Below are 25,314 nucleotides of genomic sequence, written 5' to 3' on the forward strand. Positions count from 1 at the left end.
CAATTTTAACCCAATCCGGGCCGCGATTCCCGCGCCAGACCCAGGAAAGCGATAAGCCAAGCCACGCCGCAAACCAGGGCCGCAATCACGTAAACTTCGCGCCCGCCCAACACGTCCCAGAAATAACCGCTATACAAACTGCCGACCATGCCGCCGACGCCGAAACTGGCACTACTGTACAAGGCCTGACCTTTGCTCTGGTGGCGTTCGCCGAAATAATGGTAGAGCAACTGCATTGCCACGACATGGGCGACGCCGAACGTGGCGGCGTGCAGCAGCTGTGCGGCGACGGTCAAAATCAACGAGCCGACGCCGTCGGCAATCAACAGCCACCGCACCACGCTGAGTGCAATCGCCCACAGCAGCAAGCTGCGTGGCTTGCAACAACTCAACAGGCGGCGCATCGCCAGAAACAGCAGAATTTCGGCGCCAACTCCGGCGGCCCATAGCAGGCCGGTTTCGCTGGCGCTGTAACCGTGTTGCTGCAAATATACCGAATAGAACACGTAATAAGGACCGTGAGCCACTTGCAACAACAGATAAACCAGCAGAAACGCCAGCAACTCCCAGCGCAATAATACCTGCCAGATACCCGGCCCGGCTTGGCCGCGATCGATACGGGGCCGGGCTTCCGGGGTCAGTAGCGCCGCCAGCCAGTTCAACAACATCAAACCGCCGATGATCAACGGCAAGTTGGCGATACTGAAATAATCGAGAAAACGGCCGATGCCAAGCACCGCCGCAATGAAACCGATCGACCCCCACAAGCGGATCTGGCTGTAACGCTGCGGCTCGGCCTGCAAATGAAACAAAGTTGCCGCTTCGAACTGCGGCAGCGTCGCATTCCAGAAAAAGCTGAAACCGACGGTGACCAGCGCAAACCACCAGTAGTCGTTGCGGAACAAAAACCCGGCAAAACTGGACGCCGCTAGCAGCAGCGTCAGCCGAATCAAACGCAGATTGCGGCCGGTTTTGTCGGCCAGCCAGCCCCAATAGTTCGGGGCGATGATTTTGGTCGCCACCATCAGCGCGGTCAGTTCGCCGATCTCTTCGGCGGCAAATCCGGCCTGCTTCAGATATAAGCTCCAGAACGGAAGAAATGCTCCGAGCGTCGCGAAGTAGAAGAAATAAAAGCCGGATAGCCGCCAATACGGGACTGGCATCTAACGCAAGACAGGCAAACCGCAGTCGACGTGCAAATTTTGGGCGCGATGGCGCAGCAAGTGATCCATCAATACCAAGGCTACCATCGCTTCGGCGATCGGCGTGGCGCGGATGCCGACGCAGGGGTCGTGGCGGCCCTCGGTGATCACTTCGATCGGTTCCCCTTGGGTGTTGATGCTGCGGCCCGGCAGGCGCAGGCTGGAGGTCGGCTTCAACGCGATGCGGGCAACGATGTCCTGGCCGGTGGAAATACCGCCCAAAATGCCGCCGGCGTGGTTACTCAAAAACCCTTCCGGCGTGATTTCATCGCGAAACTGAGTGCCTTTGGTAGCAATGCAGTCGAAACCGTCGCCAATCTCGACGCCCTTGACCGCGTTTATGCTCATCAAGGCGTAGGCCAATTCAGCATCCAGCCGGTCGAAAATCGGCTCGCCCAAGCCCGGCGGCACCTGGCTGGCGACGACTTCGATTTTGGCACCGATCGATTCGCCTTCCTTGCGCAGCGCGTCCATGTATTTTTCCATTTCCGCAACTTTGCCGGCGTCTGGCGAAAAAAACGGGTTATTGCCGACTTCGTTCCAGTCGAAACTTTCGATCTTGATCGGCCCGAGTTGCGACAAATAACCGCGCACCTGAATGCCGTGTTGCTGGAATAAATATTTCTTGGCGATTGCGCCGGCCGCGACCCGCATCGCGGTTTCCCGCGCCGAAGAACGGCCGCCGCCGCGATAGTCGCGAATACCGTATTTATGGTGATAGGTATAATCAGCATGACCGGGGCGGAAGCTTTCGGCGATTTTGCCGTAATCCTTGGAACGCTGATCGGTATTCTCGATCAATAAACCAATCGGTGTGCCGGTAGTTTTACCTTCGAACACGCCCGAAAGGATTTTGACCTCGTCGGCCTCGCGGCGTTGGGTCGTATGGCGCGAGGTACCCGGCTTCCGCCGATCCAGATCGATCTGCAAATCGGCTTCGCACAGTTCCAGTCCCGGCGGGCAGCCGTCGACGATCGCCCCCAGCGCCGGGCCGTGGCTTTCGCCGAAGGTGGTAACGGTGAACAGTTTGCCTATGGTATTTCCGGACATGGTTAGAGCGCGTTGGTAAAGAGTGAATGGTAAGTGGAAACTTGTTCGGCGGTCAGCAGAAACACGCCGTCGCCGCCATGTTCAAACTCCAGCCAGTGGAACGGTACCTCCGGAAACATCTCCTGCAAGGTCTGGGCGCTGCTGCCGACTTCGACCACCAGGATACCCTGCTCTGCCAAATAGCGCTCGGCGTCGACCAAAATTCGCAGCACCAAATCCAAGCCGTGTTCGCCGCCTTTGAAACCCAACGCCGGTTCGGCATGGAATTCCGGAGGCAGGCTTTCCCACTCGGCAATGGAAACGTAGGGCGGATTGCTAACGATGATGTCGTAAGGTTTGGCCGGCAGATTATCGAATAAGTCCGACTGGTAGAGCTGCAATTGCTCTTGCAACTCGTGCTGTTCCAGATTGATGCGGGCCACGGCCAATGCGGCGTCGGACAGTTCCACCGCATCGACTTGCGCTTCCGGGAAGGCATAAGCGCAGGCGATGGCGATGCAGGCGCTACCGGTACACAAATCCAGAATATTGAATACTTGGGTTTCGTCGACCCAAGGCTCGAAGCGTTCGTTGATCAATTCCGCGATCGGCGAGCGCGGCACCAGCACCCGTTCGTCGACGTAGAACGACAAACCGGCAAACAGGGCTTCGTGGGTCAAGTAAGCGGAAGGCTTGCGCTCGACGATACGCCTCTCGATGAGTTCGGCCACTTGCTGGCGCTCGGCCATCGTCAATACGCTATCCAAGTAACTGTCGGCCAGATCGTAGGGCTGGTGCAAGGTATGCAGCACGATTGCCGCGGCTTCGTCCAACGCCGTTACGGTGCCGTGGCCGAGAAATACCTTGTGTTCGGCAAAGCGGCTGGCGGCCCAGCGGATGTAATCTCGAATGCTGCTCAGGGTTGTAATAACATCCGGGCCTGTTATAGTCATAGCGTATCCGTGTGTAAAAAATGCAGCGGCGGATTTTAAACCAAACCCTTGCCGCTTGTCCGAATTAAGCAATGTCCATGACCGAGGCCGCAACCCATCCGCTCAGCGCCAAGCTGGCCAAAAACCGCTTGTACCAGGATTGCTTCAAATACATGCAATCCGATTCGCTGGCCTTGCCCACCATTCCGGACGTATCGCTAAAAATCCGCCGCGCCATCAACGAACCAAGCGCCAACAGCAACAAGATCGCCCGCGTGGTGCAAATCGACCCCAGCATCACCGCCCGCCTGGTCAAGATCTCGAACAGTCCGCTGTACCGGGGTCGGCGCCGCATCGAAAGTTGCCCGGAAGCCTTGACCCGTTTGGGCTTGAAAGCGGCCCAGGACATTATCACCGCGTTTGCCTTGAAAGCCGTGTTCAATGCCCGTTCGCCGGTGATCCGCCGCAGAATGCAGGAGCTGTGGGCTCACAGCAGTTACGTGGCGGCGATCAGCGCGGTGCTGGCGCATAAGACGCCGGGCTTCGATCCGGACCGGGCCATGCTGGCCGGCCTGATCCACGACATTGGCGTGGTCCCGATTTTGGCATATGCCGATAGGCAACCGGACATTCTGGATAATCCGGGCGACCTGGCCGAAGCCGTGCGCGAATTGCGCAGCCCGATCGGCGTGCAGATCGTGCGCAAATGGGACTTCCCGGCCGACTTCGAGGACGTGATCATTCACGCCGAAAACTGGCGGCGCGACAGTGGCGAATCGGCCAGCTACAGTGACATCGTGATGATTTCGCAATTGCACAGTTTCATCGGCAAAGTCGACGTCAAACAAATGCCGAAGATGGACGAACTGCCGGCCTACAAAAAATTGGCGGCCGGGAACCTGGACGCCGATCTGAGCATCAACATCCTCGACCAGGCCAAGGACGAGATCGAACATATCCGGCAAATGCTCAGCTAAGCCGCCATTTTTTATGCCGGCGATTGGCATTGGCGCTGGGTTGCGGAATAATCCCGCCGGCAAACCCCGCGGCCGCTTGCGGCCGATAAATTTCCGTTTAAATCCGTCATGGAGACAGCGAATGAAACTGACCGTTTTAGCGACGACCGCCCTGCTGGTGTCCAGCAGCATCACCACCGCCGGTACTTTGGGCAACGGCACTTGGGTTCCGGCCGCTTGCGGTACGCCGCCGGAAACACCGGTCGTCGATGACAGCGATGTCGATGCTTTCAATAAAAGCATTGCCGCAATCAACACCTGGCAACAAAAATCGCGCGACTATTTCGAGTGCATGATCAAAGAAGCCAATACCGACAATGCCACCATCGCCGACAGCGCCAATCAGGCTCAAGCCAAATATCGGGAAACCGTCGAGAAAGTCGGTGCCCAAGCCGACGCCGCGAAGAAAAAGCTGGATAAGTAACGCCCGTTGCGGAAAACCACGCCTGCCGTCGGCATCAACCAAGCAACCCTGCCCGTAAACGCAACACACATGAAAATACTCAAACTGAAGCTGCCGATTCTGGCGCTGGCACTGCTGTCGTCCGGCTGCGCCAGTATCGGCAAAGGCATCACCGAAGCCATCCTGGAAAAACAGGAAGAAGAAGACACCCGCATCTGCGAGATCAAAGGCGAAAAATTCAGCGGCATCAAACCGCAGTTGGAAATCGCCAACCGGAAAATGAAATTGTTGATGGTGCACGGCGTCGGCAACCATTTGCCGGGCTATTCCACCCAGTTCATGGAAAAGCTGGCAAAAGAATTGGACCTGACCGTCACCTCCCGCAACATCAAAAACATCCGCTTGACCGATGCCAAGGAGCCGGCACGGCCGTTGGGCAATTTGCGCATCAACCGCTATCTGAATGCCGACCGGACTCAAGAGATGCTGTTCTACGAGCTGACCTGGTCCGAAATCAGCGCCAAGGACAAGGAAGTGCTGTCTTACGACAATTCCGGGGAACAGTCTTTCCGCCGCGCCGAGGTCAACGACTTATTGAAGAAGTTCTCCAACGATACCGGTCCGGATCCGATCATCTACCTCGGAGAGAAACGCGAAGACATCCTGTCGGCCTTTGCCCAATCGTTTTGCTGGATGATACAAGGCGACTGGAACAGCCTGCCGGACGATGTCCAACAAAGCTGTTCCACCAAAAATGTCACACCGTTTTACAACGACAGTTACGCCTTCGTCTCGCATAGTTTGGGCAGCCGGATCACCATCGACGGCCTGCAACATCTGGCGTCGAAACTGAGCAACGGCGATACCGCCAGCTATTACACCGCGCTAACTAATGTCTTGAAAAACAAGGAAGTGCCGATCTACATGATGTCCAACCAATTGCCGATGTTGCAGTTGGGGCGCAGCCTACCGGAAGTCGCCAACCAAGCCGAGGCCTATTGCAACAGCAATGGCGCCAAATACGGCGAACGGATACTCGCGAAAACGTCGGTGATTGCATTCAGCGACCCCAACGATCTACTCAGTTATGCGATCCCGCACGACTTCGTCAACAAGTATCTGGACTCGCGGCTGTGCATTGATGTTACCAACATCAACATCAACGTAGCCCGGGTTTACGATGCGTTCGGTTTGGGCAAGCTTGCCAACCCGATGGATGCCCACATCGGCTACGATACTGACGAGCGAGTGGTGGCGATGATCGCGAAAGGTATCGCCAACGACAAAACCGCGCCCGTCGTCAACGAACGTTGCCATTGGATACAGACCATCGATTGACGGGCGTCAGCAGCAGCGTTTGACGCCGCTCCATTTGCGGCGGGTTTCGGCGGCGAAAAACGCCTTGCGGCTGAGCGGTTCGGCCTGTTGGCCGGCATGCTCGGCCTGCCAATGGCGCAAATAGCGCTGGTAGGCCGCATCGCCGTTCAGAGTGCGCCAGACCTGCAACCACGCTTGCGAATCAAATTTCATGAACCGCTTCCGGCTGCGGCGCCAGTTTGACGCATTCGAACATCAGATCGTCCAATTCGTGTTCTTGGTGCCTGTCGGGGTCGTATTGCAAACCGCACTCTTGTTCTTCCTGAATATGCTTGATGGTGCCGTGAATCGACACCGGTATTCCCGACTCCGGCAATACAATCGAAATACGTAACTCGGCCTCTTCGATAGCTTGACCCAACGGCTCCCGCAAACGGATTTTGATTCCGCTGTAACTCATATCCACCACTTGACCGTCGATGACGATTTCCCCGCCGGGCGGCGGCGGATCGATAATAATGTGGGCGACTAATCCGGCCGGATTAAAACGTATTCTGCTGCGGTTTTCGTTCTGCACGAATCGGTACTCCTGTGTTCGGTTTGCCAGAGTATAGGCACAAACCTCCGGCCGGCACAATTCATCTCGGCTTCCCGGCTAACATTCCGGCTAGTCCGAATGCCAATAGCGCCGTCGCCGTGGCCGCTCCGCCACCGGAGACTGGCCGCTGCTCACGATATCGATTGCGCCCAGTTCAGCGGTATTCATCACCGCAGCCGGGAGTTGCCGATAACGTTCCAGCACTTGGCGATGGGGAAAGCCGAAACGGTTGGCGTAACCCGCCGGGATCAACACCCATTCGGGCTTAACCGCATCCAAAAACGCCTGGGTCGATGAGGTCTTGCTGCCATGGTGCGGTGCAACCAATATCCGACTGGCTAGCTCGCCGCCGTAAGTCGCAGTCAACCAGGCTTCGGCAGTCTGCTCTATGTCGCCGGTCAGCAGTGCACTCTGTCCGGCCGCGATGACCTGCAATACGCAGGAATTATCGTTTTCTTTATTGAATGCCGGCTGCGGCGGCGCCAACATCCGGAAACGCACATCGTCCCACAGCCATTCCTGCCCGGCCCGGCAATAACCGGCACGCTCGCGCTCGGCCCACTCCGGAACGCTGCTCAGCAGGCGCTCTACCGGCAGTTCGGCCAGTACCGATTCGGCACCGCCGCTATGGTCGTTATCACCATGACTGACAATTAGCGCATCGACCTTGGCAATACCGCGCAAACGCAGGAAGGGCAGCACCACCGATTCGCCCATATCGGAAAATTCGGAATATTTGGCCCCGGTGTCGAACAGCAACACGTGATCGGCGGTCCGCACCACCGTAGCCAGGCCCTGGCCGACATCCAACAGCGTCAAGCCGAATTCACCGGACTTGGGTTTGTCGATAGCGGGAAAAAATAATGGAATCAGCAGCAACGGACTCAGCTGCCGCCCCGGAAAGCCGCGCGGCGCCAACGCCAGCAGAATGCCGATTGTCGCCAGTGGCAGTGCGTACCAGGGCGGCGACGCTAAACTCAATTGCGACAAAGGCAGTGCTGCCAGATGCTGCAATAGCCACCACAAGCCCTGTAATACCGAATCTGCCACCTGCAATAAAATGCTCGCAGCAGCCGGCCAGACGAACAACAGCGCGATAGCCAACAATGCCAACGGTACCACCACGATTCCGATCAGCGGCACCGCCAACCAGTTCGCCAGCGGCGCGATCAAGGACACCTGTTGGAAAAACAAGACCAATAGCGGCGCCAGGCCAAGCAAACTGGCCCATTGTGCCACGACCAAATCCCGCCAATAGGCGGGACGTGCCAGCCGTCCGACCGAGACATACATCAATAAGGCCACAGCCACAAACGACAACCAAAAGCCGACTGACAAAACCGCCAACGGATCGGCAAGCACGACAGCCAACAAGGCCCACAGCAGCACCTGTGTCGGTGCCGGATTGCGTTGCCAGGCAATTGCCGCCAGCGCCACGCCAAGCATGATTACCGCCCGCTCCGTCGGCGCCGAGAATCCGGCCAAACCGGCATAGAACAGCGCCGCCAGCCAAGCAACCGGCGCGGCGGCCGATTGCGGCGAAATGCCGAGCAAACCCAAGTTAATCCAGATTCGCCGCGTCGCCAGATAGAACCAGCCGGCAATCAGGCCGATGTGCGATCCGGAAATAACGATCAAATGTACGACACCCGTGATGCGGAAGATTTGCCATTGTTGTTGGCTGATTGCGTTCTGGGTGCCAATGGTCAATGCCTTTATCACGCCAAGTTGCGAACTTCCCGGCAATGCCGCGTCGATTTTGTCCGCGATCAGATTGCGGCAGACTGCAAGATAGCGGCCCAGGCTGGCGCTGTCGGCGATCCGTTGCGGCGGCGGCTTGCTCTTGACGTAACCCGTGGCGCCAATGTGATTGGCAAACAGCCAGGCTTCGTAATCGAAACCGCTGGGATTGAAACGGCCATGGGGTTTTCGCAACTTGACCTGAAACCGCCAACTTTGCCCCGCTTTCAGTTCGAACTCCGGCGTATACCAGGACAAGCGCATCTTCTCAGGAACCGCATCCGGCGCGCTCGTAACCACAAAATCGAAACCGGTTCGATGTTCCTGAACCTGCGGCAGACTGGCGATGTAGCCCTCGACTTCTATTTCGGTATTTTGGTAACGGTCCGGCAATTGTTGCGCCAAACGCCAAGCGCCGAATGCGCAAGCCCAAGCCAGGCCAAGCAACAAACTCAACACGGCATAATGGCGCCTGACGCAGGCCAGCAGCGCGAGCGCCGCCAAGCCGAGCCATTCCGCCGAATTCGGCAAGCGGCTGAATTGCTGAACCGCAACAATGCCGGCAAAAAACGCCAAGCTGTAGCCGGTCATTGTTGATTTTCTCCCGGAACAGCCGGTGCCGATTTGCTTTTTAACTCTACCATCGAATCTATGCGGCCAAACAATCCGGCCAGTCTAGTCGATTTTTCGGCCAACTGCGGCAAGGAAACGCGTTAAACTGCGCCGATTTTTTTCGCGGTGTCGGCGTCACGAAGCGAAAACGCGGAGCCGGCCCCGATTCGCCTGGCCGTGTACGACCTGCAATATAGCGCAAACCCAACCATGCCTGAACCGTATTACCCACTGATCGTCCGCCCCCGCTTTATCGTCAACGCCCGAAAATTCTGGCGCCAATGCCATTTGTTATTGGCGCTGGGCCTGGGATTGGTATTTGCGCTGATCGGCCTGACCGGCAGCCTCAGCGTTTACCGCGAGGAACTGGACAGCCTGTTCAATCCGCAACTGCGGATCGAGATTCCGCGCGATGGCGCTCCGCTGCCGCTGGATAAAATCCTGGCTTCGTTACGTACCGCCCATCCCGACCGCCACGGCGCCTGGACACTGGAAATGCCGCTCGCGCCGGACCGGCCGCTGACCGCCTGGTTCGACAAACCCAAGGAAAGCGTCGACGCGTTTTACGCACCATTGATGGTTTCGATCAACCCCTACACTGGAGCGGTGTTGGACAGCCGATTGTGGGGCCAGACCTTCGCCACCTGGCTCCTGGACCTGCACGCCCAATTGCAACTGGACGCCGCCGGCCGTAACGGGATGGCCATTCTGGGCGGCTTGCTGATGCTGTCTACCGTCAGCGGCCTGTATTTGTGGTGGCCGGGCTGGCGAAATCTGGCCTGCGCTTTCCGCGTCCGCCGCGATGACAGTCTGATCGGGCTGATATTCGACCTCCACCGCTGGTTGGGCTTGGCAGCGGCCGGATTTTTGCTGTTGCTGGCGTTCACCGGCCTCCATTTGGCCTATCCGCCGTTACTGGAAAGCCTGACTTCGGCCGAAGGCATGGGCCACGGCGACGCCGGCCCCAACGTGCGCAGTACCGCGGTTCCGAACGATAGGCCAGTATCGGTGGGCGAAGCGATTTTGGTCGCCCGCGGACCGTTTCCCAGTTCCGAGGTCAGGCGAGTAACCACGCCGGCCGGCGAGCTGGGCGTGTATCGCGTCAATCTGCGCCAGCGCGACGAAATCAACCAACATCACCCGTTTACCACGGTCTGGGTCGACCGCTGGAGCGGGCAAATCCGAGACGTCCGCAATCCGCACCGGTTCTCGTTGGGTCAGACATTCACGGTCTGGCTTTGGCCCTTACACACCGGGGAAGCCGTCGGTGGCGGCGGCCGTTTTCTATGGTTCTGCGCCGGACTGACTCCAACCTTGTTGTTCGTTTCCGGCTTACTGCATTGGCTATATCGGCACGGCTGGATAGCGGACCGCCAGGTCGACTGGGCAGCGCTGGCCGATAGAACCAGACGCAAAACCGCTGGCTCTGCAAGACGGATTGGCGCCGCTTGGGCCGCCCTCCGGCCACGGATTCAAACCTGGAGTGGCAACGCCGCTCGAGAAATATTGAATCGATTGCGGCATTAACCGAAAAGCCCAGTGTATATGGCGTTGACGACATACGGGCCGGTATTGAATTTGGGAACGACAGGCTTTGGATACCAACCTGCCGTCCGTGTCGGCGACAACCTATCTTCTATCGGCCCTAAGTATCGATGACAATGGCTTGCCGCAATGAGCGCAGACGAAACTTCCGGTCGGCAAGCCCATTACCAATTCTTTTGCCAGAGACGAATGGCTGCAATCGCCGCCGAGATTCTTATTTGATGTGTCGTTTTTCTTGGTGTCCATAATCTTTGCCTCGCTATCGCTAAAATCACAATTCTTAAAGACTTTCCCTACGCACAGGCACCAAGCAAAATTTGTGCGATTACTGAATAAGCAAGAAAAAATAACTACTTTATGTGACGATCTTCACACGAAACAGGTCTTTGTTACAGAAATATGTAAAAATTTCCGACTAGTCATAAAGCCTTATCCGGCTAAACAAATATGCAGAAACAATCGTCCCCAACTGGCTCTGCAAATACCGGAAAACTCATTATTCAACAAATACTTGTAAAATTTTTCGACACTACGCTTTAACAGTCTTCATGTTGAATATATCGCCTGATTCCGGCACCAGCGCCGTTCACGGTCAGCAGATATGTTCAATCCGGCGACATGCGAAAGCCGCCGGACTGCCAGGCATCCCTTCCAACGTAACAAAGGGCTACGCCGCTATGCGCCGATCAACTCCAACATCTCTTCTCGCTGTATTACTTCCCGGTCTTGCAACAACTCGGCGAGCCGATCCAACTGGCCACGCTTACTGGTCAGAATTTTGTGGGCCCGGCGTTCGGCATCTTCGACCAGCTCGCGAACTTCGGCATCGACCACGCGCGCGGTTTCTTCGCTGTAGTTACGCTGTTCGGTAACGTCTCCGGCCAAAAACTGCAGCTGCTGGCGTTGGCCGTAAATCAACGGCCCCAGTTTTTTACTCATACCCAGGTAACACACCATGTTGCGGGCAATTTCGCTGGCTTTTTCCAGGTCGTTTTGGGCGCCGGTTGAAACGCTCTGCAACGCCAGTTGCTCGGCCACCCTTCCGGCCAGCAGTATGGCGATTTGGTCTTTCAGTTCCGCTTCGGTGGACAGGTATTTTTCTTCGACCGGCAGTTGCAAAGTAAATCCCAGCGCCGATACGCCGCGCGGAATGATCGAGATTTTGTGAACCGGCTGGCCGGTCGGCACGTTCTCGGCAACCAAGGCATGGCCGGCTTCGTGGTAAGCCACCCGGCGTTTTTCCTCCGGGCCGAGTACACGGTTTTTCTTTTCCGGCCCGGCCATAACCCGGTCGATCGCCGCTTCGAAATCGGCCATGTTCACGGTGTCGCGGCCGGCCCGAGCCGCCAAAATCGCCGCCTCGTTGGCAATATTGGATAGATCGGCGCCGACGAAACCGGGGGTGCGCTTGGCAACGATGGCCAGATCGACGTCTTTGTCCAGTTGCATGCCTTTAGTGTGCAATTTCAGGATTGCCACCCGATCCAGTTGATCGGGCTTGTCGACCACGATTTGCCGGTCGAAACGGCCGGCGCGCAACAAGGCCTTGTCCAGAATTTCCGGCCGATTGGTGGCGGCCATCACCACGACGCCGGAAGCGGCGTCGAAACCGTCCATTTCGGTCAATAATTGGTTCAAGGTCTGCTCGCGTTCGTCGTTGCCGCCCATCACCACCGGCCCGCCGCGAGAGCGGCCGATCGCATCCAGTTCGTCGATGAAAATGATGCAAGGGGCTTTCTGCCGGGCCTGTTCGAACAAGTCCCGCACCCGCGCCGCGCCGACACCGACGAATAATTCGATAAATTCGGAAGCGCTGATATTGAAGAACGGCACGCCGGCCTCGCCGGAAACGGCCCGCGCCAGCAAGGTTTTCCCGGTACCCGGCGAGCCGACCAGCAGCACGCCTTTCGGCATCCGCCCGCCCAGCTTTTGCAGTTTTTCCGGCGCTTTTAAAAATTCGATGGTTTCCTTTAGTTCCTGTTTGGCACTGTCGGCGCCGGCGACGTCGTCGAACGTGGTTTTCGAGGTTTCCTGCTGGATGCGCATTTTGTTACCCAGATTCAGAAAACCGCGACCGCCTCCACCGGCCATTTTCGGTAACAGCCACATCCAGATGCCGGCAAAAATCGCGATCGGAATGATCCAATTGAACAACAAGCTGCTGGCCCAGTTGTCGCCGCTCCTGACCACATATTCGACCTTATGCGCCTGCAGGTTTTTGACCAACGACTCGTCCCACAGCGGTATCGTGAAAAATTGTTTGCCGATCTTTTGGTCTTCCTGCTTCAAGGTGCCGTTAATGAAGCGCTGGGTCACGACGGCATTTTCCACTTTGTCTTCATTGACCAGATTGATGAACTGGCTATACGGGATTTCCCGGCCTTGGATACGTTCACCGCCGGCAAAAATCGACAACAGGAAAATACCTAAAAGCAGATACAACCAGAATCGCGATTGCTTCGGCGCGTCGCTGCCGGATTGGCCGGCGCCATCCGAGCTTTTGGCATTAAAAGCGCGCCAACGCCCCTGTAGCCAAGCCCAGGCCGCATTCAGCCATTCGACCGCAAGCCGGTAAATCTCGCCGATTTTTTGCTTATCTATCATGACCTTCGCCCTCGTTAGTTTCTTATTCGCAAAATACTCTACTCCACTTTTACCGTATTTTATCGACTTATCAACTAGCGACTTTCTCCGCCGTCACTCGAGGCGCGCGGTCTCATTGGTTTTTGATGATCAGCGGCTGGACGATGGCGATAACATCCTAAGACCTCACACCTCCGGTCTTACGATCCGCATTTACCCGATCGCCTGGAAGACATATAACTCGAAACGACGCAGTTTCTTTTGTTGGGCAATATCTCGAACGGGGTGAGCGGGCGACGCCAGCCATTCTCGGGTGACATATTGAAGCTGTTAATCAGCACAGGCCGGCTTTGAGGCGCCTTTCCTGTTCTAACACACTCTATTTGGTGTTTTTTGGGTTTTCGAATTTTGCTGGAATCGCTGCCGTTGACCACAGGCGCGCGGGCTTCGTCCGTATTACGCCTGGCATCGGTTAAGCTGGTTGAGGGATAAACGCCAAGAGAAATAGTTTTTCGGCGACCGTCGATGGAATAATCGAATCGCCACCATTTGGCGCCGTTGGTCTTAACCAGCAAATACAATCCAGAACCGTCGTTTAGGCGAAAGTCTTTGCCTACTGGTTTGGCATTGCGAGCCAAAATGTATTTAAGTATTTGTTTTTCCAAAAAGAATCCATGATTTTTTTAAAATAACCAAACACTAAAAATGCAAGCTGTTACCAATTGCCTTCTCCGGAAAAATACACCAGCAGCATTGTCACTGCGTCAAAGCGTAGCCGTCAGAATGGAATACCGGAAACGAGCTGACGAAACCCGCTTTTCGCCCCGTCGGGCTATCCGGTCGGAAAGATCATTAACAAATCAACGGCCAACATGCAAACTGGCCGGCGCGCGGGCATAATGCAGAAATCGCCGACTGCCGACCACCGCCATGCAAATCAATTGTCTCAACTGCCTGAAAAAAGCCCACATCGTTTCGCGCCAGAACCTAAACGACGAAAAAACCATCGCCGACCTGAACTGCAGCTGCTCAAACCCCGACTGAGCCGCCCGCTTCGTCATGCAACTAGGCTTCCAACGCTGGCTAAGCCCGCCCATCGCCAGCACCCTAGAACTCGCCGCCAGTTTGATCGGGACACTGTCGAAGGCTGAGCGGATGGCGTTGTTGAAGGAATTTGGTTAAAGACAATTAAAATCGTGATCAAGTTGACAAACACCATAATGCGGCACGTTCAGCTTCCCAAATATGAGGAAAACCATTGTTCTGATTATTGAGCAAATCTTTGTGGCTTGGATGCGAACCATTCTGAAATATGTCCGAAAAATCATGTAAGGATTCATCTACGTCTGTCCAAAGATCCATCATTGATGAAGGTTCATCACCACTATTCCAAAAGCCCCGCTGAACTCCAAACGGAGAAAACCAGAAATCAAGGTCGTAATTTTTAGGAATTCCAGCATCGAAAAATAATCTAGAAACTATTCCAGTGGATATTCGTAATAATAAAGTGGCTCTGGAAAGAATTGTTAATGGCGATGTAGGTGGATTTTTGGTTTGTTTTGCATATTGAAAAACAGATGGATCAGACGGATCAGATTGTCGTTTTAAAAACTCTAAAGGAAGATGGTTCTGAATAGTTGGGTCAAGTCTACGATACCCGGCAACAATTGGAGGTATTGATGGGCTATTAATCGATTTAGGTTGACTGTTGATTGTATCCAACAATGCAACACGGAACAAATACCTATCTAGTTGATAGAATGCTCCGCCAGACTGTGGTTCAAGTAAAAACCAAAACTCTGAAATATAATCGTATAGTTCTTTAGTTGAAATTTGAAGCGAAAAAAACTCATGAGGAGTATAACTGGCCGCATTGCGATGCTTTCTATCTTGAGTTCCCATGGAAATATCAAAAGCCCACTCAGTCAGCCATTTGTATACACATAAATAACCTGTTGTACCTAGTGATAGCTGGGTAATCGCGTCTCCAAGCGAGCAACTTCTAAAGGAAATAGCTCTTTCAAGTGATTGTCTCGCCTCTGGATTATGCTTTACCCATTGCTTCAAGGCTAACCATGCCATTGAATGGGTTCCCTTAACTGGTTTATCTTTTTCATCAATTTTAATAAGTAAACCAGAAGAATCTATTACCGAATTCCATTCATTAAATACACCAATACCACTAGCGGCTAATATCGAGAGAGCCGCTCTCAGTTCTGCGTAATATGCAAAATGCCAAGCAGAATGTGGATCCCCGGCCGTTAAACTACTCAATGCACGCGACAAATAAGACCACCCATTTAGACAATGGGTAGGTGCGCTGGTGGCAAGATATTCTGCTATTTCGTCGTCGGATGCGTGTTTACTTTTTCCAGGTGCGTGTTTGGCATTTACACCATTACGAAGCTTATGGCCATTAGATAACCAATTTGGGTTTTGTTGTATAACAAGGCGCTGAAGAGACGAAACAACATACCCTCTACCTGCTACATTAATTCCATTTTCTTCCGTAAGTGAAAGGACCATAGTTTACTCGCTATTGTTTAATAGCTGCAGTGCACAAGCACTAAAAGGATTATCAGCTTCTGACACAAATTGCAATAAATACATTTTAAAGACGCCATAGCCTCCCGTGCCGCGTAGTGCTTGTTTCTTTAGTTTTTCCTCGCCGCTTAATAAATCAGCTGATCGCCAATCATATTGTGAGAGTAGCTGGCAAAGCTCTCGAATTAAATAATAAAATTCTTGTTGTTGTATTTCTTGATAAGCTTTTGATACGTAATGATCCTTGGTTTCTACATCAGAAATATCATCGATTTCCCATTTATGAAGGCCAGCTTCAATTGCGCGAGCATAAAATAAATCATTGGTTATCGATAGCACCCCCCGAATTCCTTGATCTTGGTTGAGCAATGACGCCGAACCGGAAAAAGCTGGGTCAAAATTGTCATCAAGAATTCCATTGGTTCTATCAAAAGACTGGAGCCAAGAAGATGATGTATTGTTTCGAATTGACGTTTCTAGCTCCGCCCAAATAGCAATTAGAAATGCAGCTTGCTGAGACCGACTCCAGGTTAGTGGGCCGTGTAAATTGCTAAGATTGCATCCAAATAATCCTTTTGGAGCGCGGCCTTTTCCAGATGCTAAATAAGTATTGAAGAGGGATCTTACCCACGCTGCCTGAGTTACTTGTTTCTTGTTTTTCTCCCCCAGCATATTTATTCTATGTTTCCATGGGCTATCAGCATGTCTATAAAGGATTTCAGTGAGCTCTTGCGCTCTAGCTTCTCTGTAAATATAAGTTTCTGAGAAACCCTCTAACCAATCTTGAGAGCGGAGCAAAGGATATAGATCGAATGCGTGACTGGGATTAATTTTCTTGGGTGATACATTAATTGACCAAAAAATGTAAGCTTGCCAGCCTAGATCTAGTCCGTGGAATGCAACTATGGGTAATTCAAAGTTATCGATATCACCACTGGGGTCAAAAGCAAATAGCCGATGTTGACCATCGATGACTTCTAATGGAGGGAATCCCTTAGGTTTCCAATCTTCGCCAGAAAAACTATCGGGAAGTGAAAGAATGCTTGTTGAGTTATCTCTATCTTCGACGGTTATTGCATCGAATGGTTCTACCTTTTTTCCTCTACGTTCGTCATTTGGATTAAGAATATTGACTACAATTGCTGTTGGAAGCCATCCCGGCTTACGTAAGTTTGTGGCATCAAAGCTTGAGCGTTGTCTTGCTGTCAATTCGCAGTACGGATAACCATATCTAACATAGTCCCTAATTAGCGTCGACCGATCTTTTTCATGTGCCCGCTGAATACCGGTAGCACCATTAATGTCTCGTTCACGAGGGAATACTCCACAAAGCCTTCGGAGCTTATTAGCGGACATGCTAAAGATATATATTGTAGGCTCTGGCTTTTTTCTTCCATCGGCATGATTGAAATCCAAGTGATCCCATTCACTTAGCCATTGTTTAAAGCGTAATGCCATAAACTGGTTATTATTACCCATGATTTATGCCTTTGAATTTCTAGATTTTTATTAAAATTTTTCTGGTATAAAATAAAAAATGACTCAGCTAATTAACAATTCTTCATAGCGGCCACGATGCGATGAGGATCCCGCAAGCACACTTGCTCGTGTTAAAGAATCTAAGTTGAAGTCGTTTTGATAAAGCTCATGAATAGAGGTGTGATACGCATTTGTAGCGAAAATCTTTACTCCTCTGGATTTTGCTCTTAATAGGGAGTCGCGTAATCTGACTTGATCATCCCACGAAAAAAGTGAGTCATTGTATTTTATGAAACCATTATAATTATGCTTTACCGTGTAAGGTGGATCTGCAAAAATCAAATCGCCACTCACAGCTTTATCAATAGTTTCTTCAAAATCAGCGCAGACGACATCAGTAAATTTTAAAATATCCGATAATCTAAACCAATCATCTGTTTCCATTATTACATTAGACTTTGTTCCTATTGGTACATTAAACTCACCTTTGCGATTAACTCTATACAATCCATTCCAGCATGTTCGATTTAAATAGATAAATCGTGCTGCCATTCTAAATTCGCAGCGTGGCTTATATTCCCGAATAGTGTAATAATATTCTTTTGAATGATGCTTATGGTGTAATAGTAATAATTCGAAAATACGTTTTGGATTTAATTTTATTGCATTGTACGTATTAATAAGATCAGCATTGATATCTGAAAGGATTGCTTGAGTTGGTTGAATTGCAAAGAAAACGGCACCGCTTCCAAGAAATGGTTCAATGTATCGACCGTTAATGGGGGTTGCCAATTCAGCGATCTGTCGAGCAAGCCATCGTTTTCCACCTGCCCATTTCAGAAATGGTGGAAGCGTAAGCGCTTAACAACAAATAGGCATGCAGTAAAATAGCAGGGTTTTAGATACGGTGGTGGCGACGGAATGCGGGTAAGGCCCATAGAATTGAGAGAAAGCGAACGAGAGCAACTACAGCTAATCATCAAGAAAGGGAGTGATTGGCGAGAACGGGAGCGTGCGGAAACCATTTTGATGTTATCCGAGGGTCAAACAGTCGTTGCTATTGCAGAGCATCAGGGGGTGAAGCCGGAAGCAGTCCGCGAGCGGCGACGAAAGTGGTGGAGAAACGGACTAAACAGCTTACCGGATCAACCGCGTAGTGGTGCGCCGAGCAAGTTGACTGACGCGCATCGAAGCCAACTCAAGGAATGGATCGATGCGGAACCTTTGAACTGCCGGGTATTGGTTAGTCGTCTAACGACGGAGTGCGGAGTAACGATTAGTGCTGGCACCTTGCGGAACGAGTTAAAACGCATGGGCTATGTGTGGAAACGCACTCGTTACAGTTTAAAAAAAAGCGCGATCCCGAGCGCTTCGAGCAGGCCCGACAAGACATCGCTGAACTGATTAAGCAAGCTCAAGCTGGTGAAATTGAATTGGCCTATGTGGACGAAGCGGGGTTTGCGCCACAACCACCGAATCGTTCAGCTTGGACAAAAAGCGGAGAAGTCCATGCCATTACTGCTAAGCGTGCACTACGCTTGAATGTGATCGGTGCCATGCTGTCATCCGGCCGATTAATACTGGCTAAACTGTGGCAAAGCGTAAATGGTCTATGGTTCTTTGGCTTTCTGATGGCGTTGATCGACCGCGTCAGCAAACCCTTGGTAGTGATTTTGGATAATGCATCCATTCATACTGCCAAGAAACTGAAACCTTATTGGGATTTGTTGGAAGAAAAAGGGATGCGATTTTATTTCCTGCCACCCTACAGTCCCGAGCTGAACCGGATTGAATTGCTGTGGCATAAAATGAAATATGAATGGCTGCCATTCAAGACATTTACGCCGGATGAACTTGAGCAAGCCATTGACGAAATTGGTCACGGGTTTGGCTCGCAATACACGTTAACTTTTTGCTAGGCGCTTAGTGATTTTGGATAATGCATCCATTCATACTGCCAAGAAACTGAAACCTTATTGGGATTTGTTGGAAGAAAAAGGGATGCGATTTTATTTCCTGCCACCCTACAGTCCCGAGCTGAACCGGATTGAATTGCTGTGGCATAAAATGAAATATGAATGGCTGCCATTCAAGACATTTACGCCGGATGAACTTGAGCAAGCCATTGACGAAATTGGTCACGGGTTTGGCTCGCAATACACGTTAACTTTTTGCTAGGCGCTTATTAAGGTTATTTAAGTCCTGCTTTGGCATTTGAAGCTAATCCATGTGTATTATTTTAGTAATTATCAGACCTTCATTCAGGTAGTTGTTGGAATGAACGAATATAGATATTAGACAGCATTGATTAATATAACTGGTTTCTTGAAGTAAATCATTGTCGGTTTAGTCACTTTTCTTTATCTATACACCTTTGCTTCTTCTGTATCAATTCCACACTGTCTAACTGTCAATGATTTTGTTCTTTAGGGCATCTAAATAATCCGCCTATTGCTGCTTCATCCTGTGCCGTTCCGGTAAATGCGCCGTCCTATTGCAAGCGCGGCCGTTGGGGGCGCGGACCGCATGGGCGAGCTGGTGTTCGATAAAGTCCGGCCTCACGCCCAACACTTCGTCAAGTATAGTCCTGGCCATTGCCCGGAAGCCGTGCATCGTCATTTTGTCCTTCCCGATCGGCGGACAATAAACGATTTCAACGCGCCGAAAAAAAGACTTCTGGCGATTTAACTTCCCCGATCGGCTTTTGGCCAATTTCCGGAAACACGTAGAGTTCGAAGCGGCGGATTTTCTTTTGGTGAGTAATATCGCGCACTTATGCGCCGACGATTCGAGCCACTGTCGGGCGATGTGTTCGAAGCTGTTAACGATAGACAAGCCGGCTTCGAGCCGGGTTGATTTTCGGCGACTTGGGCAATTTCAGCCCTGGATTGCTTTCTGATTTCGCTTGGATCGATGCCGTCGGCAAAATTGTTTCGGGCTTCTTCAGCTTTGCGCCTGACATTTTCCAACGTGGTGTCCGGATGCACGCCAAACAAAAGTTTTTCGCTTCCCTTTGAAGGTAAAGACGAACTTCCATATTTCGGTGCCGTTTTTTCCGACGACCAGATAAAGCCCTCCCCTGTCGTTGATAAAGTATTCTTTATCGCGAGGCTTTGCCGCCTGTAAATCGTGTCTTTATTGAGATGGAGCGCCATTGTGCGTCTTCAATCGTGTCCTCGGAGAGAGGCATTATAGAAAAGGACACAATGAAGGACACACTTTTGGGTGTATGCCCCCTACATTTCGTTGAACAATAAAAAACCCGCTAAGCCTTGAGGCTCGCGGGTTTTTAAATTTCTTTGGACTACCTTAGATAGGTAGGTGGTACCGAGGGTCGGAATCGAACCGACACTCCCGAAGGAACCGGATTTTGAATCCGGCGCGTCTACCAGTTTCACCACCCCGGCAAAGAAAGCGTCATTATACTGAAATATTCAGAAATGACAAATGTTTTTTTATCAAGCTTCTAATGTCACCGCCGCTCGGAGTTTCTTCATCGCGTTTTGCTCAAGCTGCCGAATCCGTTCTGCAGATACTTGATACCGATCGGCAAGCTCGTGCAATGTAGCTTTTTCTTCGACCAACCAACGGCTAGCCAGAATATCCCTGCTCCTTTCGTCCAGCCCCGCCATGGCATCCATCAGCAGCTCTTCCTTGCGACCCTCCCAGTCGCTGGCTTCGAGCATTAATGCCGGGTCGGCGCCGTGTTGTTCCAGGTAGGCAATCGGGGCCTGCACCTGATCTTCGCTATCGTCGCCAGTGGGCTCCAGCCCCACGTCGCGACCGTCCAGCCGCCGCTCCATCTCGTAGACGGTTTTGACGTCTACGTCCAGATTTTCGGCAATCGCTTCGGCATCTTCCCGCGTTAGATAGCTCAATTCCTTTTTGAATTTACGTAGATTGAAAAACAATTTACGCTGCGCTTTGGTTGTGGCGACTTTGACGATACGCCAGTTCCGGATCACATATTCGTGGATTTCGGCTTTGATCCAATGGACCGCGAACGACACCAAACGTACGCCCATGTCGGGGTCGAATCGTTTGACTGCTTTCATCAAGCCGATATTGCCTTCCTGCACGATATCGGCCATCGGTAGACCATATCCGGAGTACCCGCGCGCCACGTGGGCGACAAACCGCAGGTTCGTCATCACCAATTCGCGCGCTGCTTCCAAATCACCACGATCGCGGTAACGTAAAGCCAGTTCCTGCTCCTGTTCGGCGCTGAGCTTGGGCATCTGCGCAATCAGGTTCAAGTATGAATCAAAAGTCCCAACCGACAAATTGATGGGTAAAGCCAAGCTGTTACTCATATCTTCCTCGATTTTTCTGAAAAATTAGACATGTCCGAATTCTAGCACTCGTTTAACAAGAGTGCTAATAATTTAACAATTTCTTTATATATCAGTGCGATAAACCATTTTCCGGCTTCTATCGCGGTTTGCATTCGCCTTTACGGGCTCACGACAAACTCGTTAAAATGACTGGACGCTTAGCTTTTATCAGCGTTCTCGCAAAAAATCTAAAACCTCAACTCGCAACCGAACATGTCCGCCAACGATAACAGCACCGCCGCGCCTAATTTCATTCGCCATATTATTGCCGCCGACTTGGCCTCCAACAAAAACCAGGGCAAGGTTGCCACCCGCTTCCCGCCAGAGCCTAACGGCTATCTGCATATCGGCCATGCCAAATCGATCTGTCTGAATTTCACTCTGGCACTGGAAAACAAAGGCACCTGTAATTTGCGCTTCGACGACACCAATCCGGAAAAGGAAAGCGTCGAGTACATGGAGTCGATCGAGCGCGACGTCGCTTGGCTTGGGTTCAAATATGCCGGCAAATTCCACGCCTCGGATTATTTTGAACAGCTCTACGACTACGCGGTGCAGTTGATTAAACAAGGCGACGCTTATGTCGACAGTTCCAGTTCAGAACAAATGCGCATGGACCGCGGCACCTTGACTCAACCGGGCAAAGAAAGCCCGGATCGCAACCGCAGCATCGATGACAACCTGGATTTATTCCAACGCATGCGCGCCGGCGAGTTCAACGACGGCCAATATGTGCTGCGCGCCAAAATCGATATGGCGTCACCGAATATCAACATGCGCGATCCGGTGATCTACCGCATCCGCCGGGTACACCACCACCGCACCGGGGACGCATGGTGCATCTACCCGATGTACGACTACACCCATTGCTTGTCTGACATGCTGGAAGGTATCACCCACTCGATCTGTACTTTGGAATTTGAAGACCATCGACCTTTGTACGACTGGGTGTTGGATAAATTGAACACACCTTGCCATCCGCAACAAATCGAATTCGCCCGCCTGCAATTGGAATACACCATCGTCAGCAAGCGCAAACTGCTGCAATTGGTCACCGAGAAGCATGTTTCCGGCTGGGACGATCCGCGGATGCCGACCATTTCCGGCCTACGCCGCGCCGGATTCACCCCGGAAGCGATTCGCGATTTCTGCGAACGGATCGGCGTGACCAAAAACGATTCCTGGATCGAGATGGGGGTGTTGGAAAACTGTATCCGCGAAGATTTGAACGAGCGGGCACCACGAGCGATGGCGGTGCTGCGACCACTGAAAGTGACGATCAGCAACTGGGAAGACGGCAAAACCGAAACCTACCAGATTGCCAACCATCCGCAAAAACCGGAAATGGGTAGCCGCGAAGTGCCGTTCGGCAAAGTCATATTGATCGAACAAGACGACTTCATGGAAAATCCGCCCAAAGACTTCAAACGTCTGGTGCCGGGCGGCGAAGTGCGCTTGCGCGGCTCTTATGTCATCAAATGCGATGAGGTAATCAAAGACGCTGCCGGCAACGTTGTCGAACTCATTTGCAGCTACGACCCCGCAACCTTGGGCAAAACCCCGGAAGGCCGCAAAGTCAAAGGCGTCATCCATTGGGTATCCGAGGCGCATTCCATCCCGGCGGAATTGCGTTTATACGACCGCTTGTTCAGCCACCCCAACCCGGACACGCTGGATAATTTCCTCGACGGCATCAATCCCAACTCACTGGAAATTCTTAGCGACTGCCGCCTGGAAGCCAGCTTAGCCAAGCCGGCACCAGACACGCGCTACCAATTCGAACGCACCGGATATTTCTACCTGGACGACCTGGATAGCAAAGCCGGCAAATTGGTATTCAATCGTACCGTGACCTTACGCGACAGCTGGGGAAAATAAAGGCCTGCCGATGTCGGACCGATTGCAACCCTTGATGCGGCATCTGGCGCAATCGACCGGACAAAATCTGGCCGAAGCTCGCCTGACTAGCGTCGGCGGCGGCGACATCAATTCCGCTTATCGGTTACAAAGCCGGGGTATCGACTGGTTTATCAAACTTAACCGAGCGGAATTGGCCGACATGTTTGCTGCCGAAGCCGTCGGCTTGACCGAATTGGCCGGTATCGGCGCTGTTCGCATCCCGAATGTGGTCTGCCATGGCCAGCATCAGCAATACGCCTACCTGGTTTTGGAATACATCGAACTGCGCTCCTTGTCAGCCGGTGCTGCCGCACTATTCGGCGAACAACTGGCCCGCATACACCTCCAACCGCAAGCCTACTTTGGCTGGACCATCGACAACACCATAGGCTCAACTCCTCAATACAACCCGAGGCATCATGACTGGATGGAATTTTGGCGCGACCAGCGCCTGGGCAAGCAATTGCAACTTGCCGCCGAAAACGGCCATCGCGGCACACTGCAAAAACAGGGGGAAAAACTTCAGGAACGGCTAAACAGCCTATTCGACAGCTATCGACCGCAACCATCCCTGTTGCATGGCGATTTATGGGGCGGCAACGCTGCCGCCGACAGCCAGGGGAAGCCGGTGATGTTCGATCCGGCCTGCTATTACGGCGACCGCGAAGCGGATATTGCCATGACCGAATTGTTCGGCGGTTTCGGGCAAGAATTCTATTCGGCGTACCAAGCGCACTACCCTTTGGATCCAGGCTACAAAGTCCGCAAAACCTTGTACAACCTCTACCATATTCTCAACCACTTGAATTTGTTCGGCTCGGGCTATTTAAGTCAGGCTAACCGTATGCTAGAGCAACTGCTCTCGGAATTGAAATAATCTCAAACAAAAGTTACCGCGGCGGAACTGAAAGGGATGCTCGCCAAAGAAGTGCTCTTGATGCAAGAGTTATGAAACGCGATTCAAAGACAAAGGTATGTCTTTGAGGCTTATCGGTAATAAAATTCGGGAATTACAAAGGCCATTTATCCGGAAAAAATAAATGGTGCCGAGGAGAGGACTTGAACCTCCACGGGGTTACCCCCACTAGCACCTGAAGCTAGCGCGTCTACCAATTTCACCACCTCGGCTGAGTCAAGTGAAGTCGCCATTGTATAGATCGCCAGCGTAGATGTCAACTCTGATCTACCTAAATAACGAATGACTGGCCCCGTCCAGCAAACGCCGGCCAAACCGTTCGCGTCAATCAAACCGCTTGGCGTTAGCCGGCAACCTATCGAAAAGCGGATGTTTGGCGACGCCATATTCGCTTGGGTAATACACCGCGGCCAGATGCAGACCATGGGGCGGCGCCGTCATTGCAGCTCTAGTACGGTCCTTGGCGACCAATAGCTCGGCAGTCCAATCCTCAGGCTGTTTACCACTACCGATTTCGATCAATACGCCGGCGATATTGCGCACCATATGATGCAAAAAGGCATTGGCGCATAAATCGATCACCACTTTCTCGCCGTCGCGGTAAACATCGATGAAATACATCAATCGGTTCGGACTGACCGATTGGCAGCTTTGGGCGCGAAACGAGGAAAAATCGTGTTCGCCGAGCAAATGCTGAGCGGCTCGGTGCATACGCTGCTCGTCCAGCGGCCAATAGCACCACGTCGCCTGGTTGCGCAGCAGGGCCGATTTTGTCGGCCGGTTCAAAATCACATAGCGGTAAGCTCGGGCAATGGCGCTGTATCTGGCGTGAAAGTCGGCAACCGCCGGCTGCGCCCAGGTAATCCGGATATCGTCCGGCAAATGGCTGTTGCCACCCATCAACCAGCCGCGCAAATCGCGCTGCACCGGGCTATCGAAATGCACCACTTGTTCCAGCGCATGGACGCCGGCATCGGTGCGGCCAGCGCATAACACACTGATCGGCGCGCAGGCGATTTTGCTCAAGGCACGTTCCAGTTCGCCTTGCACGGTGCGCTTACTCTGCTGCCATTGCCAGCCGGCGTAAGCGCTGCCGTCGTATTCGATGCCTAAAACAATGCGATTCATACGGGTGGCACGCCGTGATCGGCAGGCATGCTTCGCA

General features: G+C 52.5%; 23 protein-coding genes and 2 tRNA genes. 9 read left to right on the forward strand and 16 right to left on the reverse strand.

What is annotated here, in order from left to right:
* Window positions 1-5: 5 nt before the first annotated feature.
* From ACH518_RS14875 to prmB, 3 genes are read right to left on the reverse strand one after another with little or no spacing between them, the layout of a single operon-like run.
* Entirely contained in the window at window positions 6-1,163 is a 1,158-nt protein-coding gene (locus tag ACH518_RS14875; protein WP_278211836.1) for an MFS transporter, read from the reverse strand.
* The gene (aroC, locus tag ACH518_RS14880) at window positions 1,164-2,252 is read right to left on the reverse strand and encodes a chorismate synthase (RefSeq protein WP_140912965.1); all 1,089 of its coding nucleotides are present in this window, start codon (window positions 2,250-2,252) and stop codon (window positions 1,164-1,166) included.
* A gap of 2 nt (window positions 2,253-2,254) precedes the next feature.
* Window positions 2,255-3,184 carry a 50S ribosomal protein L3 N(5)-glutamine methyltransferase gene (gene prmB / locus ACH518_RS14885; RefSeq protein WP_445370657.1) on the reverse strand — a complete coding sequence of 310 codons (930 nt, stop codon included), beginning with the start codon at window positions 3,182-3,184 and terminating at the stop codon, window positions 2,255-2,257.
* 77 nt (window positions 3,185-3,261) lie between these two features.
* Between prmB and ACH518_RS14890 the strand changes: the two genes are divergently transcribed.
* From ACH518_RS14890 to ACH518_RS14900, 3 genes are all read left to right on the forward strand, one after another.
* Entirely contained in the window at window positions 3,262-4,140 is an 879-nt protein-coding gene (locus ACH518_RS14890) for an HDOD domain-containing protein (protein ID WP_140912963.1), read from the forward strand.
* Window positions 4,141-4,261: 121 nt separating this feature from the next.
* On the forward strand, window positions 4,262-4,603 hold the full coding sequence (locus ACH518_RS14895; protein WP_140912962.1) for a hypothetical protein: 342 nt from the start codon (window positions 4,262-4,264) through the stop codon (window positions 4,601-4,603).
* A gap of 69 nt (window positions 4,604-4,672) precedes the next feature.
* Window positions 4,673-5,920: a hypothetical protein gene (locus tag ACH518_RS14900; protein WP_140912961.1), complete on the forward strand. Its 1,248-nt coding sequence runs from the start codon at window positions 4,673-4,675 to the stop codon at window positions 5,918-5,920.
* Between the two features lie 6 nt (window positions 5,921-5,926).
* Here ACH518_RS14900 and ACH518_RS14905 read toward each other — a convergent pair whose 3' ends face one another.
* The 3 genes from ACH518_RS14905 to ACH518_RS14915 all read right to left on the reverse strand — a co-directional run bounded on the left by ACH518_RS14905 (window position 5,927) and on the right by ACH518_RS14915 (window position 8,828).
* Window positions 5,927-6,112, reverse strand: coding sequence for a YbdD/YjiX family protein (locus tag ACH518_RS14905; RefSeq protein WP_140912960.1), 186 nt, complete (start codon window positions 6,110-6,112; stop codon window positions 5,927-5,929).
* A complete protein-coding gene (locus ACH518_RS14910) occupies window positions 6,102-6,476 on the reverse strand; it encodes a PilZ domain-containing protein (protein ID WP_140912959.1) in 375 nt (124 codons plus the stop codon). The genes ACH518_RS14905 and ACH518_RS14910 overlap by 11 nt, the downstream gene beginning before the upstream one ends.
* 90 nt (window positions 6,477-6,566) lie before the next feature.
* Window positions 6,567-8,828 (reverse strand): DNA internalization-related competence protein ComEC/Rec2, encoded by a 2,262-nt coding sequence (locus ACH518_RS14915; RefSeq protein WP_445370658.1) that lies wholly within the window; start codon window positions 8,826-8,828, stop codon window positions 6,567-6,569.
* Window positions 8,829-9,059: 231 nt separating this feature from the next.
* On the opposite strand from ACH518_RS14915, the gene ACH518_RS14920 reads away from it, so the two are divergent.
* Window positions 9,060-10,376, forward strand: coding sequence for a PepSY-associated TM helix domain-containing protein (locus tag ACH518_RS14920; RefSeq protein ID WP_445370659.1), 1,317 nt, complete (start codon window positions 9,060-9,062; stop codon window positions 10,374-10,376).
* A 693-nt stretch (window positions 10,377-11,069) separates the two neighbouring features.
* Here the strand turns inward: ACH518_RS14920 and ftsH are convergent.
* The 5 genes from ftsH to ACH518_RS14945 form a co-directional block, all read right to left on the reverse strand.
* On the reverse strand, window positions 11,070-12,998 hold the full coding sequence (gene ftsH / locus ACH518_RS14925) for an ATP-dependent zinc metalloprotease FtsH (protein ID WP_445370660.1): 1,929 nt from the start codon (window positions 12,996-12,998) through the stop codon (window positions 11,070-11,072).
* A gap of 179 nt (window positions 12,999-13,177) precedes the next feature.
* Entirely contained in the window at window positions 13,178-13,642 is a 465-nt protein-coding gene (locus tag ACH518_RS14930; protein ID WP_445370661.1) for an Arm DNA-binding domain-containing protein, read from the reverse strand.
* Window positions 13,643-14,177: 535 nt separating this feature from the next.
* The gene (locus ACH518_RS14935; RefSeq protein ID WP_445370662.1) at window positions 14,178-15,503 is read right to left on the reverse strand and encodes a hypothetical protein; all 1,326 of its coding nucleotides are present in this window, start codon (window positions 15,501-15,503) and stop codon (window positions 14,178-14,180) included.
* A 3-nt stretch (window positions 15,504-15,506) separates the two neighbouring features.
* Window positions 15,507-17,000 (reverse strand): DGQHR domain-containing protein, encoded by a 1,494-nt coding sequence (locus ACH518_RS14940; protein WP_445370663.1) that lies wholly within the window; start codon window positions 16,998-17,000, stop codon window positions 15,507-15,509.
* A 63-nt stretch (window positions 17,001-17,063) separates the two neighbouring features.
* Window positions 17,064-17,840, reverse strand: a complete 777-nt coding sequence (locus tag ACH518_RS14945; protein WP_445373003.1) for a DNA adenine methylase — start codon at window positions 17,838-17,840, stop codon at window positions 17,064-17,066.
* An 81-nt stretch (window positions 17,841-17,921) separates the two neighbouring features.
* On the opposite strand from ACH518_RS14945, the gene ACH518_RS14950 reads away from it, so the two are divergent.
* Genes ACH518_RS14950 through ACH518_RS14960 form a run of 3 tightly spaced genes read left to right on the forward strand, consistent with a single transcriptional unit; the run spans window position 17,922 to window position 19,178 of the window.
* Entirely contained in the window at window positions 17,922-18,404 is a 483-nt protein-coding gene (locus ACH518_RS14950) for a helix-turn-helix domain-containing protein (RefSeq protein WP_445370167.1), read from the forward strand.
* Complete coding sequence (locus ACH518_RS14955) at window positions 18,323-18,919, forward strand: IS630 family transposase (protein ID WP_445370166.1); 597 nt, start codon at window positions 18,323-18,325, stop codon at window positions 18,917-18,919. Before ACH518_RS14950 ends, ACH518_RS14955 begins: the two co-directional genes overlap by 82 nt.
* Before the next feature lie 7 nt (window positions 18,920-18,926).
* Complete coding sequence (locus ACH518_RS14960) at window positions 18,927-19,178, forward strand: transposase (protein WP_445370664.1); 252 nt, start codon at window positions 18,927-18,929, stop codon at window positions 19,176-19,178.
* Between the two features lie 506 nt (window positions 19,179-19,684).
* Here the strand turns inward: ACH518_RS14960 and ACH518_RS14965 are convergent.
* The 3 genes from ACH518_RS14965 to rpoH all read right to left on the reverse strand — a co-directional run bounded on the left by ACH518_RS14965 (window position 19,685) and on the right by rpoH (window position 21,313).
* Window positions 19,685-20,155 carry an integrase arm-type DNA-binding domain-containing protein gene (locus tag ACH518_RS14965; protein WP_445370665.1) on the reverse strand — a complete coding sequence of 157 codons (471 nt, stop codon included), beginning with the start codon at window positions 20,153-20,155 and terminating at the stop codon, window positions 19,685-19,687.
* Between the two features lie 167 nt (window positions 20,156-20,322).
* Window positions 20,323-20,407, reverse strand: a tRNA-Leu gene (locus tag ACH518_RS14970).
* Window positions 20,408-20,458: 51 nt separating this feature from the next.
* The gene (gene rpoH / locus ACH518_RS14975) at window positions 20,459-21,313 is read right to left on the reverse strand and encodes an RNA polymerase sigma factor RpoH (RefSeq protein WP_140912955.1); all 855 of its coding nucleotides are present in this window, start codon (window positions 21,311-21,313) and stop codon (window positions 20,459-20,461) included.
* A gap of 234 nt (window positions 21,314-21,547) precedes the next feature.
* Here rpoH and ACH518_RS14980 point away from each other — a divergent pair, with 234 nt between their 5' ends.
* Entirely contained in the window at window positions 21,548-23,212 is a 1,665-nt protein-coding gene (locus ACH518_RS14980) for a glutamine--tRNA ligase/YqeY domain fusion protein (protein ID WP_445370666.1), read from the forward strand.
* A 10-nt stretch (window positions 23,213-23,222) separates the two neighbouring features.
* A complete protein-coding gene (locus ACH518_RS14985) occupies window positions 23,223-24,110 on the forward strand; it encodes a fructosamine kinase family protein (RefSeq protein ID WP_445370667.1) in 888 nt (295 codons plus the stop codon).
* 164 nt (window positions 24,111-24,274) lie between these two features.
* Here ACH518_RS14985 and ACH518_RS14990 read toward each other — a convergent pair.
* Window positions 24,275-24,361: transfer RNA gene (locus tag ACH518_RS14990), tRNA-Leu, on the reverse strand.
* 112 nt (window positions 24,362-24,473) lie between these two features.
* The gene (truA, locus tag ACH518_RS14995) at window positions 24,474-25,277 is read right to left on the reverse strand and encodes a tRNA pseudouridine(38-40) synthase TruA (RefSeq protein WP_445370668.1); all 804 of its coding nucleotides are present in this window, start codon (window positions 25,275-25,277) and stop codon (window positions 24,474-24,476) included.
* Between the last annotated feature and the right edge of the window lie 37 nt (window positions 25,278-25,314).

The organism is Methylomonas sp. HW2-6 (assembly GCF_052474525.1).